We start from the raw sequence: 13524 nt of genomic DNA on the forward strand, positions 1-13524 counted from the left end.
CTCGACGCCGTTTTGAGAGAGAGAGCGCATGCGCACCTTCGAGTGTCACTGCTGTCAGCCGCCGAGCCGGCTGTTCTTCGACAATACCCGCTGTACCGTGTGCCAGGCCGAGGTCGGTTGGTGTCCGGTGTGCTGCAGCGTGACGGCGCTGATCCCGCAGGGGACGGACTATCGCTGCGCCAACCCTGTCTGCGCTGTGACCCTGGTCAAGTGCTTCAACAATGCCCACCACGGCGTCTGCAACCGCCTGCTGACACCGCTGGAAGCGTCCCGCTACCAGAGCCTGTGCGACTGCTGTCGCCACAATACGGTGATTCCCGATCTCTCCATCGACGGCCACCGCGAGCGCTGGGCAGCGCTGGAGGCGGCCAAGCGAAGGCTGTTCTACACCCTGGACCTGATGGGCCTGCCGCACCCGGCGCCGCAGGACGCCGCACCGCTGCCGCTGCGCTTCGCCTTCATGGCCGACGCCCTGCCGGACCAGGGGCTATGGCGCGCCACGGACAGTGGCGACAAGGTGTATACCGGGCATGCCGAGGGGTTGATCACGATCAATCTCAAGGAGGCCGATGACGTCGAGCGCGAGCGCCTGCGGGTCGACCTCGACGAGCCCCAGCGGACCCTGATCGGTCATTTTCGCCACGAGATCGGCCACTACTACTGGGATCTGCTGATCAAGGGGCGCGAGGAGGCGGCGAGTCGGGCCGTGTTCGGCGATCACGACGCGCCTCCCTACGCCGAAGCGCTGGAGCGCTACTATGCCGAGGGTCCAGTAGCGGACTGGCGCGCGCGCTATGTGTCGGCCTACGCCACCATGCACCCATGGGAGGATTTCGCCGAGACCTTCTCGCTCTACGAGGACATCGTGTCGGTGCTCGACACCGCCGGCGACCTGGGACTGCCCAAGGTGACGCTGGATAGCGGTATCGATGCCATGATTGTGGTCTTCCAGCGGGTCGGTGTGGGTCTCAACGAACTCAACCGAGAAATGGGGCTGCTCGACGTGGTGCCGGTGATCATCACCCCGGCGATCCGCGACAAGCTCGCCTATGTCCACGATCTGGTGACCCGCGCAGCGACGTCGCCGCGCGGGTGAGGGTGGCGCTCAATCGTCGTCGTCGCCGAGGGTACGTTCCTGGGTGCTGGCGCTCTTGACCGGACGCACCACGAAGTAGGCACCGGCAATCGCTTCGTGCAGGTTGTTGAAGCCGATCTGGAACTCGTCGATGAGCTGGTGCAGCTGCTCGGGCGCGCGGGCGAGTGTCTGGACGTCGGCTTCGGCGACTTCGGCGCGCACCAGCGTTGCCACCGCCAGCGGCCGGTCGTGGTTGGGCAGGGACTGCAGCTCCCAGCTCACCTCCTCGAGGCTGCGCAGCACCGAGCGCGGCAGATCGTGATCCTGGAGCAGGAAACGCAGCACATCGGGCCCGCGCACTCTGAGTCTCACCGCCTGGCGATACATCTGGTAGGCGGTGAGCGACTTGAGCACGCTCATCCACTGCAGATGCTCGAACGGGATCAGCTCTTCCGGGCTGCGTGGCAGCAGATTGTCGGAACGAACGTCGAGGATCCGCGTGGTCATGTCGGCGCGCTCCAGATGCCGTCCCAGCGAGAGAAAGGTACGTGCCTCGGTGTGGCTGAGGGTACCTTCTATCAATCCGGTCAGGGTCTGGCAGGCACGCACCACGCTCTTGAGGAAGGCGTCACGATGGCGTGGTTTCAGGCCAGCCTGGGTCTGCTCCTGGATATCCAGGTAGCACTGGTTGATCTCTTCCCAGATCTCCCGCGGTACCACATCGCGAGTGGTGCGCAGGTTCTCGCGCGCATTGGCCAGCGAGGAGAGGATCGAGCCGGAGTGATCCCGCGACAGACATAGGAAGTCGATCACATTGCGTTCGCTGCGCTCACTGTAGAGCGCATCGAAGATCTCTTCGCTACCGGTGATGTCGATCAGGGTCGACCAGCTCAGCGCGGCACGTGCCGGCATGTCCAGCAGCAGGTTGCTGTTGACGCTGATCAGGCGCGCGGTGTCCTCCGCGCGCTCGACGTAGCGGGCCATCCAGTACAGGTTTTCGGCGACGCGTGACAGCATGGCTCAATCCTCCTCGGTGTCGACGATCCAGGTGTCCTTGCTGCCCCCACCCTGGGAGGAGTTGACCACCAGCGAGTCCTTGACCAGCGCCACCCGGGTCAGGCCGCCCATGGTGACGTGGGTCTCCGGTCCCGAGAGGATGAACGGGCGCAAGTCGACGTGGCGCGGCTCGGGGGCGCCGTCGAACAGGGTTGGGGCGGTGGACAGTGCCAGTGTCGGTTGCGCCATGTAGTTGCGCGGGTCGGCCTGGATGCGCTCGGCGAAGGCGGCGCGTTCCGCCGCGGTCGAGCGCGGGCCGATCAGCATACCGTAGCCGCCGGATTCGTTGGCCGGCTTGACCACCAGCTCGTCGAGGTGATCGAGCACGTAGCGGCGGTCGTCGTCGAACATGCACAGATAGCTGGGCACGTTGGGCAGCGTCGCCTCCTGGTCGAGATAGTAGCGAATCAGCTTGGGCACGAAGGCGTAGACCACCTTGTCGTCGGCGACGCCGGCGCCGGGGGCATTGGCCAGTGCCACCTTGCCGGCACGCCAGGCGCGTAGCAGGCCCGGCGTGCCGAGCATCGAATCGGGGCGGAAGGCTTCCGGGTCGAGGAACAGGTCGTCGATCCGGCGATAGATCACGTCGACCCGCTTGAGCCCGTCGACGGTATGCATGTAGACCACGTCATCGTCGTCGACGATCAGGTCGGAACCCTGGACCAGCTCCACGCCCATCTGTTGCGCCAGGTAGGCGTGCTCGTAATAGGCGGAGTTGTAGATGCCAGGAGTCAGCACCACGATCTGGGGATCGTCGCCCGGGCGCGGCGAGAGGCTGGCCAGGGTGTCGTAGAGCTGCGCCGGATAGTCATCCACCGGCAGGATACGCCCGGTCTGGAACAGCTCCGGCAGGACACGCTTGGTCACGTTGCGGTTCTCGAGCATGTAAGAGACGCCGGAGGGGACGCGCAGATTGTCTTCGAGCACGTAGACCGTACCGTCGCCGTCGCGCACCAGGTCGGAACCGCAGATGTGGGCCCAGATGCCGTGGGGTGGGTCGATACCGCAGCACTGGGGGCGGAAGTTGACCGATTGGGCCAGAATCTCACCGGGCAGGATACCGTCCTTGATCACCTTCTGGTCGTGATAAAGGTCATCGATGAACAGGTTGAGGGCATCGACACGCTGCTTCAGGCCCGCCTCGATGCCGCGCCACTCGCTGGCGGGGATGATGCGCGGCACGATGTCGAATGGCCAGGCGCGGTCGATGGTGCTGCCTTCGGAGTAGACGGTGAAGGTGATGCCCATGGTGCGGATCGCCACCTCGGCGGCCAGCTTGCGCTCATTGAGTTCGCGCGGGGTGAAACTCTCCAGCATGTCGCACAGCGGTGCTGCGGCTGGCCGTGGTGCGCCGCCGGCAGCGATCAGTTCGTCGTAGAAGTGTTTGCCGGGGTACTGCTGCCAATCCACATTGCCCATCGCTCAAGCTCCTGCCGGCGAATCGGTCTGGCCGGTCGTCGTGTTGTTGTGTCGTTGTCTCAGCATAGTGAGCGTCTGGCCAGGCTGTCACCTGCGACGTGCGGCGGTGGTGTCTGAGTTTTTCCGCCGCTGCAGACCAGGTAGCGGGTGAGCGATCTGCGGATAGCCGGGCTGCAGTGACGGCACCGGTGGCCGATAAGGTGATCAGAGGTGACGCCGGCCAGTGGTGCGATTAAGCTGGCGCCAGGGCGCGCGGGGTAGGTTGCGTGCGCCGCAGTCGGCTTTGGGGTAGCGGGCCGGCGCCCTGCGTGACAATGGACGGGCCGCCCCTGGGTGACCCGCATGGTTCGGCAGGAGGCCGGACGCGACGCTGGCCGGATGTGCCCGAGCAAAGGTAGCAAGGCGACGATGGCCGAGATCGATATCCGCACTACGCCCTGGCTTGGCGATTATGAGACCGAGTCGGGCTTTGATCTGCTGGTGACCCCGCGCGGTTCGCTGCGGCGACGCTGGCAGCCGCTGCTGGCGGCACTGGAGCGCCTCGACCGAGACACCCTGGCCCAGCGGGTCGAAGAGATTCAGCGCCTGCTGCACGAGAACGGTGTCACCTACGGGCGCTCGGCCGACGACCCCGAGAGCCTGCGCCAGTGGCGGCTCGATCCGCTGCCGCTGGTGATCACGCCGACCGAGTGGCAGCATCTGGAGCGCGCGCTCCTTCAGCGCATGCGTCTGCTCGACGCGCTACTGGCGGATATCTATGGCCCTCGGCGCATGCTCGAGGAGGGTGTGCTGCCCGCCGATGCGCTGTTCGCCAATCCGGGCTTCCTGCTCGCCTGCGACCGTCTCTACGGCAAGCGCGGGCCGGCGCTTTCTCTGCTGGCGGTGGATCTGAGCCGCGACAGCGACGGCCGCTGGTGCGTGCTTGCCGATCATCTGCAGACACCGACCGGCATGGGCTTTGCGCTGGAGAACCGGATCGCCATGGCACGTGCCTTCCCCGGTGTCTATCGCAATGCGCCGCTGCGCCGTCTGGCGGGTTTTCTCGAACGCCAGCACCACGCCCTGGGCGCACTCTCGCCGTTGACGCTGGACCAGCCGCGGATTGCGCTGCTGGCGCCGGGCTCGGCGCACGCCAGCCATTTCGAACACGCCTACCTGGCCAACTATCTCAACCTGGCACTGGTCGAAGGCAGTGACCTGGTAGTGCGCGATGCGCGGGTATGGATGCGCACCCTGGGTGGGCTGGAGCCGGTGGACGTGCTGCTCAAGCAGATCGGCGACGCCTGGAGTGATCCGCTGGAGCTGGAAGCCGACTCGCTGATCGGCGTGCCCGGGCTGCTTGCCGCGATTCGCGGCGGCGGTGTCGGGGTGGCCAACCCTCCGGGTGTCGGCGTACTCGAAAATCCGCTGATCGCGGCCTCTCTGCCGCGTCTGTGCGAGCGCTTGCTGGGTGAGCCGCTGGCGATCTCGGGGCCCGAGTCGCACTGGTGCGGCGAGGCGGCGGGGCTGGCCTGGTCGCTCGCCGACTTCGAGCGCCTGCGCTTTCAGCGCATCGACGTCGGCCACGCGATCATCGAACCCAAGAGCCTGGCACCGGCGGCACAGGCGGCGCTGCGCGCGGCGCTGGTGGCGCATCCCGAGCGCTATGTGGCATCGCGTCCGCTGGAGGGCGCCACGGCGCCGTTCATGACCCACGTCGGCGCCGGGCTGACGCCGGCGACTTTCAATCTGCGCTGCTTCGTGCAGGCGCGCTACGACGACCAGCGCCGGCCGGCGGGCTTCGAGGCGATGCCGGGCGGCGTGGCGTGGCAAGGGCTGCCCGGAGCGGAGATGGCGACGAGTCAGTGCGTCAAGGACGTGTGGGTCAGCGCGACCTCGCCCCAGCCCCACGTCAGTCGCCTGCGGCGCGCGTCGCAGGCGTTCGTGGTCACCCGGGACGGCGCCGATCTGCCCAGTCGGGTGGCCGAGAGCCTGTTCTGGCTGGGGCGCTACGGTGAGCGCCTGGATGGCCAGGCGCGGCTGCTGCGTGAAGCGATCTATCGTCTGATGGAGCAGGACCAGGAGACCCTCGCCGACCCGGCGCTGGACGATCTGCTCCGCCTGCTGGGGCTCGAGCGGGAGCTGGCCGATCCCGCCCGAAACCGTTTCCAGCATGACCGCGAGCAGCTCCTGTCGCTGTTCAAGGAGGGCCATCCGGAGGCGCTGCCCAGCCTGCTGGCGCGCTTGGTGGCCAATGGGCGGGCGGTACGCGACCATCTCGGCGACGACGCCTGGCGGGTGTTCAACCAGCTGCATCAGGAGGGCGCGCGTCTGCCGCAGGCGGGCATTCACGAAGGGCGGCGCGCGGTAGAAGCGCTGATCACTCAGTCGGCGGCGTTCTTCGGCTTCTGCAACGAGACCATGCCGCACCATTACGGCTGGCGCTTCCTCGACATCGGGCGTTTCATCGAGCGCGCCATGCTCACCCTGCGGCTGCTGCGGGTGGCGCTGATCGAAGCACCTCAGTCCGCGCCCCAGGGTGACAATGCGCCAGCGACCGGTGACGGCCTGTGGGAGGTGGTGCTGGCGACCACCGACAATGCCAGCGCTTACCGCCGACGCTACCGCAGCGAGCTCTATCCGGCGGCGATTCTCGATCTGCTACTGTTCGATGAGGGCAATCCGCGCTCGATCGGCTATATGTTCAAGCGTCTGGAGCGCCAGATCGCGCATCTGCCGCAGCCGCAGGACACGCCCTATCGCAGCGACGAGGCGCGGTTGCTGATTCGCGCGCGCGCCGCGCTGCATCTGGCGGATCTCGACTCGCTGGCGGAGAGTGCTCTGCTGCCGCAGGCGAGGCAGACGCTGGCGACCCTGCTGGATGCTCTGGCCGAGCCGCTGGCGGCGCTGTCGCAGGCGATCGAGTACAGCCACTTCAGCCATGCCGAGGCGCCGCGCCAGCTGATTCCGATGCAGGCGCCCTGAGCGAAGCGCGACGCTCGGCATGGTGCCAGTTTGACCATAGGGATGGGCGAGGCGTGGCGTTGTCCAGGGTGTGGCATTGTCCAGGGTGTAGCGTTGTCTAGAGAGGAGTCGCGGGTGACGCGCGAGAGAGAAAGGGATGTCATGCGCTATCGTGTCAGCCACAGCACCCGTTACGACTACGCGGCTTCGGTCTCGCTATGCCATAACGAGGCGCGTCTGACGCCGCGGCGCTTGACCTGGCAGCACCCCGAGCCGACTCGCCTGACGGTGACGCCGGCGCCGGCCGTGCTGCAAACGCGGCGCGACGTGTTCGGCAATGAGGTCAACTATTTCAGCGTCCAGGAGGTGCATCAGAGCCTGACGGTGATCGCCGAAACCTGCCTCACCACCGGCGCGCGCCCGCAGCCGCCGGCAGTCGGCGCCTGGGAGGCGGTGCGCGAGACCAGCCGCGAGCGGGTGGCGTGCCGGCTCTATCAGCTCGATTCGCCGTTCGTCACCCGCCATGCGGCGCTGCACGACTTCGCCGCCATCAGCTTCACCCCGGGACGACCGCTGCTCGAGGCCGCCGCCGAACTCAACCAGCGCATCTTTGAAGGTTTCGTCTACGATCCCGGTTACACCACGCTGGCGACGCCGGTGCTGGAGGTGCTGGAGGCGCGCCGCGGCGTGTGCCAGGACTTCGCCCATCTGATGATCGGCTGCCTGCGTTCGCTGGGGCTCGCCGCGCGCTACGTCAGCGGCTATCTCGAAACCCGACCGCCGCCGGGACAGTCGCGGTTGGTGGGTGCGGACGCCTCCCACGCCTGGAGTGCGCTCTATCTGCCTGGCTGGGGCTGGTTGGAGTTCGATCCGACCAACGGCACGCTGCCTGGCGAGCGGCATCTGATCACCGGCTGGGGCCGTGATTACGGCGACGTGCCGCCCCTGAAAGGGGTGATGAGCGGCGGCGGCTCGCATGCGCTCGAGGTGGCGGTGGATGTGGAACCTTTGGCTGTTGATCCCGCCTAAACTCTTGATCTGCGGTGAAAACCGGCGATACCCAGAGCCAACATGCCTGCGACCAGCCCCCAGAAGGCCGCGCCGATGCCGAACAGGCTCACGCCGGAGCCGGTGACCAGGAAGGTGATCAGTGCCGGCTCGCGCTGGGCTTCCTCGCGCAGTGCCCGGTGCAGGCTGCTGGCGATGGTCGGCAGCAGCGCCAGACCGGCCAGGGCCACCACCAGCTCCCGCGGCAGGGCGTCGAACAGGCTGCCGATCGAGCCGCCGCACACCGCCGCGAGCAGATAGAACAGCCCCGCCCAGACCGCCGCCGGATAGCGGCGCGCCGGATCGGCTTGAACGTCGCTGCCCATGCAGATCGCCGCGGTGATGGCGGCGAGACATACGCTGAAAGCCCCGAAGGGGGCCAGTAGCAGCGTGGCCAGCCCGGTCCAGATCATCAGCGGCGAGATCGGGGTGTCGTAGCCCGCGGCGCGCAGCGTGGCGACGCCGGGCGCGTTCTGCGAGGCCATGCTGACCACGAACAGCGGCAGGCCGATGCCGAGCAGGCTGGCGAGACTGACATGGGGCATGACCGGTAGCGGCAGCGCGAACGACCAGCGCGCCGCCGCGGTATCGACCTTGCCCAGTGCGGCGGCGCACCCGAGCCCCAGTACCAGCACCAGCAGGATGGCGTAGCGCGGCAGCCAGCGCTTGGCGATCAGATAGGTCGCCAGCATCACCAGCACCAGGGTGAACTCGTGGCCCAGCGAGAGGAAGGCATCGAGGCCAAAGCGCAGCAGTACGCCAGCCAGCATCGCCGCTGCGATCGACTGCGGGATCACCTGCATCATTCGCGCGAACCAGCCGGTGATGCCGCAGATCAGCACCAGCAGGGCGCAGAACATGAATACCCCGATCGCTTCGTTGAGCGAGCTGCCGGGCAGGCTGACCGCGAGCAGTGCGGCGCCAGGTGTCGACCAGGCGGTGAGAATCGGCTGACGATAGCGCAGCGAGAGTCCGATCGAGGTGATACCCATCGCTAACCCCAGCGCGCTCAGCCAGGCCCCGATCTGTTCCGGCGAGGCGCCCGCGGCGGCGGCGGCCTGGAAAATGATGATCGCTGAACTGCTATAGCCGACCAGCACGGCGACGAATCCGGCGGTGATATGGGCGGGGCTGCTGTCGCGCCAGAAGTGGGAGTGAGGCATGACGGGGATCTCGAAGAAGGTCTGTGCGTTATAACGCACGAGTCAGTCGGAAGCAACGTGCGCTATAACGTACATTGCTTCCGACGTACGCATTGCCGAAGATGCTGTGTGAACCACCACGTGACTGAAATAGGAGTGGCCATGGAAGCCGATCTCGCGGCCCTGGGTGAGCGACTCAAGGCGCGTCGTCAGGCCTGCCGGCTGAGCCTGGATGGCGTCGCCCGGGAGACCGGTGTGAGCAAGGCGATGCTGGGGCAGATCGAACGCGGGGAGTCGACGCCTACGGTAGCCACGCTGTGGAAGATCGCCAGCGGCTTGCGTGTCCCGATGAGTTACTTTCTGGCGCCCGGCCTGACCCCGGCCAGTCGATCATCGATCCCCTGGCATCAGGATGCCTCCGGCATGACAGTGCTGCCGCTGTTCGCCTTCGACCCTGGCTTGGGATTCGAGATGTTCGTCATCGATCTTCCCCAGGGCACGTTCAGCGAGTCGCCGGCCCATGCGCCGGGGATCGTCGAACACGTGGTGGTCATCGAGGGCGCCATGGAGCTGGCGATCGAAGGGCAGTGGCATCGTCTCGAGGCCGGCGATGCCATGCGCTTCGCCGCCGACCGGCCCCATGCCTACCGCAATCTCGATGCGCCTAGGGCGCGAATCCACGATCTGATCCACTATCCGGCGGGCATGTGAGCGTTGCCAGGCGCGTATCCTCGAGCGCCTCGGGATGGTACTTGGCGAGTAGCGCCCAGGCGGTCGCCGCGCTCTCGACATCGGGCTCGCCGCGGTAATCCGACGCTCGGAAGTGCATCTGGAAGGCGCGCAGCACCGCCTGGGTCCGCGCGTCGCGCTCGCCGCTGACGGGTAGCGCATAACCGTAAGCGGCCAGCGCGCGCTGCAACTGAGCGAGTGTCGGTGGGCAGCGCTCGAAACGTTGCCGATAACGAGCGACGCTGCCGGCATCCGGCCATGCGGCGATGCCGGCGGCGTGGAGGCGTTGCCAGGGGAAGGCCGGGCCCGGGTCGATCTTGCGTTCGGGGGCGATATCGGCGTGGCCGACGACCGCCGTGGGCGGCAGCCGATAGCGGCGGAGGATATCGCCGACGAGCGCGATGACGGCCGCGATCTGTTTCTCGGAGTAGGGCGCCCAGCGCTGTGCCGTGGTGTCGCCGCTCGGGCCACGGTTGACGATCTCGATGCCGATCGATGAGTCGTTGAGCTGAGTGCGGTCCTCCCAGGCGCTGACGCCGGCGTGCCAGGCGCGCTTTTGCTCGTCGACCAGCTGCCATACCACCGGTTTGCCACCCCGCTGCTCCGGCGCGCGCGCGACCACATAGTGGGCGCTGACCTTGGGGCCCATCAGCGTTTTTAGTGCGCGTGGCGCCTCGGAATCGGTGTAATGCAATACCACATAGCGCACACGCTCGTTGAACGCGCTCGATTGCTGGCGGCGATCGACCACATAGCCGTCGCGCTGTACCAGGCCGGAACTGGCACAGCCGGCGATGACGGAGAGCAGGGCAGCGAGGAGCCCAAGGCGCCCGGCACCTGCGCGCAAGGTTTTGTATCTCTGAGATATCACGGTATGTCGTTTCCCATGCTGCGAGTGACCGGGGCCAGCTCCCGAGTTGCCGATGTCTGGCATTCGCGGCAGTCAGCCGCTCGGGCGCGTGGCAGGCGCTAGAGTAGCGGCCACGACACATCTCTGCGTCGGGCAGTGAACGGATGTTGCCCGCGGCAAAAGAATACGTACCAAATGGTCCGTTTGATCGATTCAGCCGGTACGAGAAAGTTCATTATACGGCGTTTCCCGAGTTGCGTTATCCGCGCTGCGCGATGGGTATCCGGTAGATCTCTTATTAACCAGCGGTAAGCAAAAAAATATCATTGCAAAAGGGTTGCATATTACGATTTTAGCGCAATAATGTGAGGGCCAATCAATCTGCAACGGAACTCAGAATGTCTCTTCTCAGTGACTACGTCAAAAAGGAACAGCTCCTTAAGCAGTTAGAAGAAGAGCTGAAGCGTATGGAAGGTGACCAGCGCCTCAAGGCCGAGCTCGAATTCAAGGAGAAGCTCGAGGCCCTGATGGCGGAATATGGTAAGTCCACCTCCGACGTCATCGAACTGCTCAGCCCGCGCCCCAGCAGCGCTGCTGCCGGCAGTGCTCAACCCGCCAGCACGGGTGGTCGCCGCAAACGCAAGCTCAAGATCTACAAGAACCCCAACACGGGTGAAGTGGTCGAGACGCGTGGTGGTAACCACAAGACGCTGAAAGCGTGGAAGGAAGAGCACGGCGGCGATACCGTGGAATCCTGGGTCGTGCGCACCGAAGAGTGATCCGATTCGGTGCCCGGCGAGTGTGGCAGGGGGCTGAATAGTCTTCCGATGCGACACTTGCCGGGCTCGATCAGATCACCATAGAAAGAGCGTCGAAAGAGCGTCTACCCCCTAGGGTGGGCGCTCTTTGTTGTTGCGCCCTCGAATGTCGTCGTGCCTTTCCAAGACCTTGCCGCATCCTTGTCGATCGGTTGAGCGCTGGGGCGAGTGCCATTTAGGACGTCTACGCGGTAGATGATTTCGCGGCAGAATTCCGCTATGCTTTTCGACGACCCGCTGAAAGCCTGTTGCTGGGCCCTGTGCGGCCCTGTCTAGAGTGGTTCGCCCGGCCGTCACAGGTGCATTCCTGTTCAGGTCATTTCTCCTAACTGCCTACACCTGACGGTGTCTGGCCACTGCAGCCAACGATCGTTACTCTATGCCACGCCAACACATGAACGAACGCGATAAACTCCGTAAGTTCCGAGAATTGGATGACGCTTTCGCGCAGGCGCTACGAGAGCTCGATGGTGGTTCACGTCAGGCCTCTGCGCCCCCCGTCGATGAACGCCCACGGTTCGAAGATCGCCTCCACGCGCTGATGTCGGAATATGCGCTGAGTCAGCAGTGTGTGCTCGATATGCTGACGACGCTGACTCGGCTGAAACATCTTTCTTGAATTCCGGTGGTAACGCTTTTAAGCCTGACGGTTGTCATTCTGCCCTGTTTCCGCCTGGCAACGTAGCGTTGCGTTATGTGAGGACGTAGCGTCGCGTTATGTAAAAATATGGGCTGCGAAATCTTTTGCCGAAGTTCGCACATGCGATTATCGCGAATTAAAGCATTTCGCGACGTCAGGTGGCGTTTTATACTCTTGCCTCGTAGTTTTAAGCATGCCAGCGTCTGCTTATCAGTAAACCATTGCCTGCTGATCAAGCCTCGTCCGGCGTGCTATGACGTGGCGTCGTCAAGCCACCGATAGCGTGGGCCGGGCAGGCGGCGGCTGGCGTTTTTGATCTTTTCGGAGCGCGCCACGAGGGCCAAAACCCTTTACCATTGGCACCAGTTATCCTGTGCTCGGTGGCCGTCGCACGAGAGAAGTATCGCGACGCTCGGGCGCTCTCATTCGAAGTCGAAGGAACCGCAATGCGAATCACGATTTTCGGCACGGGCTACGTTGGCCTGGTCACGGGGGCCTGTCTGGCGGATGCTGGCCACGACGTCATGTGCATGGATATCGATGAACACAAGGTCGCGCGGCTCAAGCGTGGCGAGATTCCGATCTACGAGCCCGGGCTGGAAGCGCTGGTCACCGAGAACGTGACCCATGGGCGGCTGACCTTCACCACCGATGTCCGCGAGGCGGTGGCGTTCGGCACGCTGCAGTTCATCGCCGTGGGCACGCCGCCGGATGAGGATGGCAGCGCCGATCTGCAGTACGTGCTCGCGGTGGCGCGCTCGATCGGCGAGCATATGGACGCCTACAAGGTGGTGGTCGATAAATCCACCGTGCCCGTGGGCACCGCCGATCGCGTGCACGAGGCGATCGCCGAGACCCTCGCCGGGCGTGGCGTCGAGCTGTCGTTCGATGTCTGCTCCAACCCCGAATTCCTCAAGGAGGGCGCGGCGATCGAGGACTTCACCCACGGCGCGCGGATCGTGGTGGGGACCGACGCCGAACGCGTCAAGGCGCTCATGCGCGAGTGCTATGCGCCTTACAACCGGCGCGCCGAGAAGCTGATGTTCATGGACGTGCGCAGCGCCGAGCTGACCAAGTATGCGGCCAACGCCATGCTGGCGACCAAGATCAGCTTCATGAACGAGATCGCCAACCTGGCCGAGCGCCTCGGCGCCGATGTCGAGAACGTACGCCGGGGGATCGGCAGTGACCCGCGCATCGGCTATCACTTCATCTATCCGGGCTGCGGCTACGGCGGCTCCTGCTTTCCCAAGGATGTCCAGGCGCTGTCGCGCACCGCGGCACAGATCGGTTATCCGGCACAGCTGCTGGAAGCGGTGGAAGCGGTCAACGAGCGTCAGAAGGCCACCCTGTTCGCCAAGCTGGAACAGGCGTTCGATGGCGCCCTGGCGGGCAAGGTGGTGGCGATCTGGGGGCTGGCGTTCAAACCCAATACCGACGACATGCGCGAGGCGCCGAGCCGGGCGCTGATGGAGGCGCTGTGGGCCGCCGGTGCCAAGGTGCGCGCCTTCGACCCTGAAGCGATGGAGGAGTGTGCCCGGCTCTACGGCGAGCGCGACGATCTCACCCTGGTCGACGCCCGTGACGAGGCCGTGGTGGGGGCCGATGCGCTGGTCATCTGCACCGAGTGGAAGTCGTTCCGCACGGTGGATTTCGGCCAGCTCAAGCAGGCACTCGCCACGCCAGTGATCGTCGACGGTCGCAATCTGTTCGATCCGGCGGCGGTGCGCGACGCCGGGCTGCTCTACTTTGCCGTGGGACGCGGCGACTCGCTCGATCAGAAGGCGCCGCGCGCGCGGTGAAAG

Annotated in this window: 11 protein-coding genes; 7 read left to right on the plus strand and 4 right to left on the minus strand. The window is 65.4% G+C overall.

The window, feature by feature from the left end; all coding sequences use genetic code 11:
* Positions 1-28: 28 nt before the first annotated feature.
* Positions 29-1096: a putative zinc-binding metallopeptidase gene (locus ABV408_RS09110; protein WP_353982074.1), complete on the plus strand. Its 1068-nt coding sequence runs from the start codon at positions 29-31 to the stop codon at positions 1094-1096.
* A gap of 9 nt (positions 1097-1105) precedes the next feature.
* Here the strand turns inward: ABV408_RS09110 and ABV408_RS09115 are convergent, their stop codons facing one another.
* Both ABV408_RS09115 and ABV408_RS09120 read right to left on the minus strand, forming a co-directional pair.
* The gene (locus ABV408_RS09115; protein ID WP_353982075.1) at positions 1106-2092 is read right to left on the minus strand and encodes an alpha-E domain-containing protein; all 987 of its coding nucleotides are present in this window, start codon (positions 2090-2092) and stop codon (positions 1106-1108) included.
* A 3-nt stretch (positions 2093-2095) separates the two neighbouring features.
* Positions 2096-3550 (minus strand): circularly permuted type 2 ATP-grasp protein, encoded by a 1455-nt coding sequence (locus ABV408_RS09120; RefSeq protein ID WP_353982077.1) that lies wholly within the window; start codon positions 3548-3550, stop codon positions 2096-2098.
* Between the two features lie 408 nt (positions 3551-3958).
* On the opposite strand from ABV408_RS09120, the gene ABV408_RS09125 reads away from it, so the two are divergent.
* Complete coding sequence (locus ABV408_RS09125; protein WP_353982078.1) at positions 3959-6514, plus strand: circularly permuted type 2 ATP-grasp protein; 2556 nt, start codon at positions 3959-3961, stop codon at positions 6512-6514.
* 141 nt (positions 6515-6655) lie between these two features.
* The gene (locus ABV408_RS09130) at positions 6656-7522 is read left to right on the plus strand and encodes a transglutaminase family protein (protein WP_353982079.1); all 867 of its coding nucleotides are present in this window, start codon (positions 6656-6658) and stop codon (positions 7520-7522) included.
* On the opposite strand, the gene ABV408_RS09135 is transcribed toward ABV408_RS09130, so the two are convergent.
* Positions 7519-8703, minus strand: coding sequence for a benzoate/H(+) symporter BenE family transporter (locus tag ABV408_RS09135; protein ID WP_353982080.1), 1185 nt, complete (start codon positions 8701-8703; stop codon positions 7519-7521). The two genes, ABV408_RS09130 and ABV408_RS09135, sit on opposite strands and share 4 nt — an antisense overlap.
* 141 nt (positions 8704-8844) lie before the next feature.
* Between ABV408_RS09135 and ABV408_RS09140 the strand changes: the two genes are divergently transcribed.
* Complete coding sequence (locus ABV408_RS09140; RefSeq protein ID WP_353982081.1) at positions 8845-9393, plus strand: XRE family transcriptional regulator; 549 nt, start codon at positions 8845-8847, stop codon at positions 9391-9393.
* Here ABV408_RS09140 and ABV408_RS09145 read toward each other — a convergent pair.
* Complete coding sequence (locus ABV408_RS09145; protein WP_353982083.1) at positions 9347-10258, minus strand: N-acetylmuramoyl-L-alanine amidase; 912 nt, start codon at positions 10256-10258, stop codon at positions 9347-9349. The genes ABV408_RS09140 and ABV408_RS09145 overlap by 47 nt on opposite strands.
* Before the next feature lie 401 nt (positions 10259-10659).
* Here ABV408_RS09145 and ABV408_RS09150 point away from each other — a divergent pair, with 401 nt between their 5' ends.
* The 3 genes from ABV408_RS09150 to ABV408_RS09160 all read left to right on the plus strand — a co-directional run bounded on the left by ABV408_RS09150 (position 10660) and on the right by ABV408_RS09160 (position 13521).
* Positions 10660-11040: a histone-like nucleoid-structuring protein, MvaT/MvaU family gene (locus ABV408_RS09150; RefSeq protein WP_353982084.1), complete on the plus strand. Its 381-nt coding sequence runs from the start codon at positions 10660-10662 to the stop codon at positions 11038-11040.
* Between the two features lie 433 nt (positions 11041-11473).
* Positions 11474-11698 (plus strand): hypothetical protein, encoded by a 225-nt coding sequence (locus tag ABV408_RS09155; RefSeq protein WP_353982085.1) that lies wholly within the window; start codon positions 11474-11476, stop codon positions 11696-11698.
* Positions 11699-12165: 467 nt separating this feature from the next.
* Positions 12166-13521, plus strand: a complete 1356-nt coding sequence (locus ABV408_RS09160) for a UDP-glucose/GDP-mannose dehydrogenase family protein (RefSeq protein ID WP_353982086.1) — start codon at positions 12166-12168, stop codon at positions 13519-13521.
* Positions 13522-13524: the final 3 nt, after the last annotated feature.

The sequence above is a fragment of the Salinicola endophyticus genome (assembly GCF_040536835.1).
Classification (GTDB): Bacteria; Pseudomonadota; Gammaproteobacteria; order Pseudomonadales; family Halomonadaceae; genus Salinicola; species Salinicola endophyticus_A.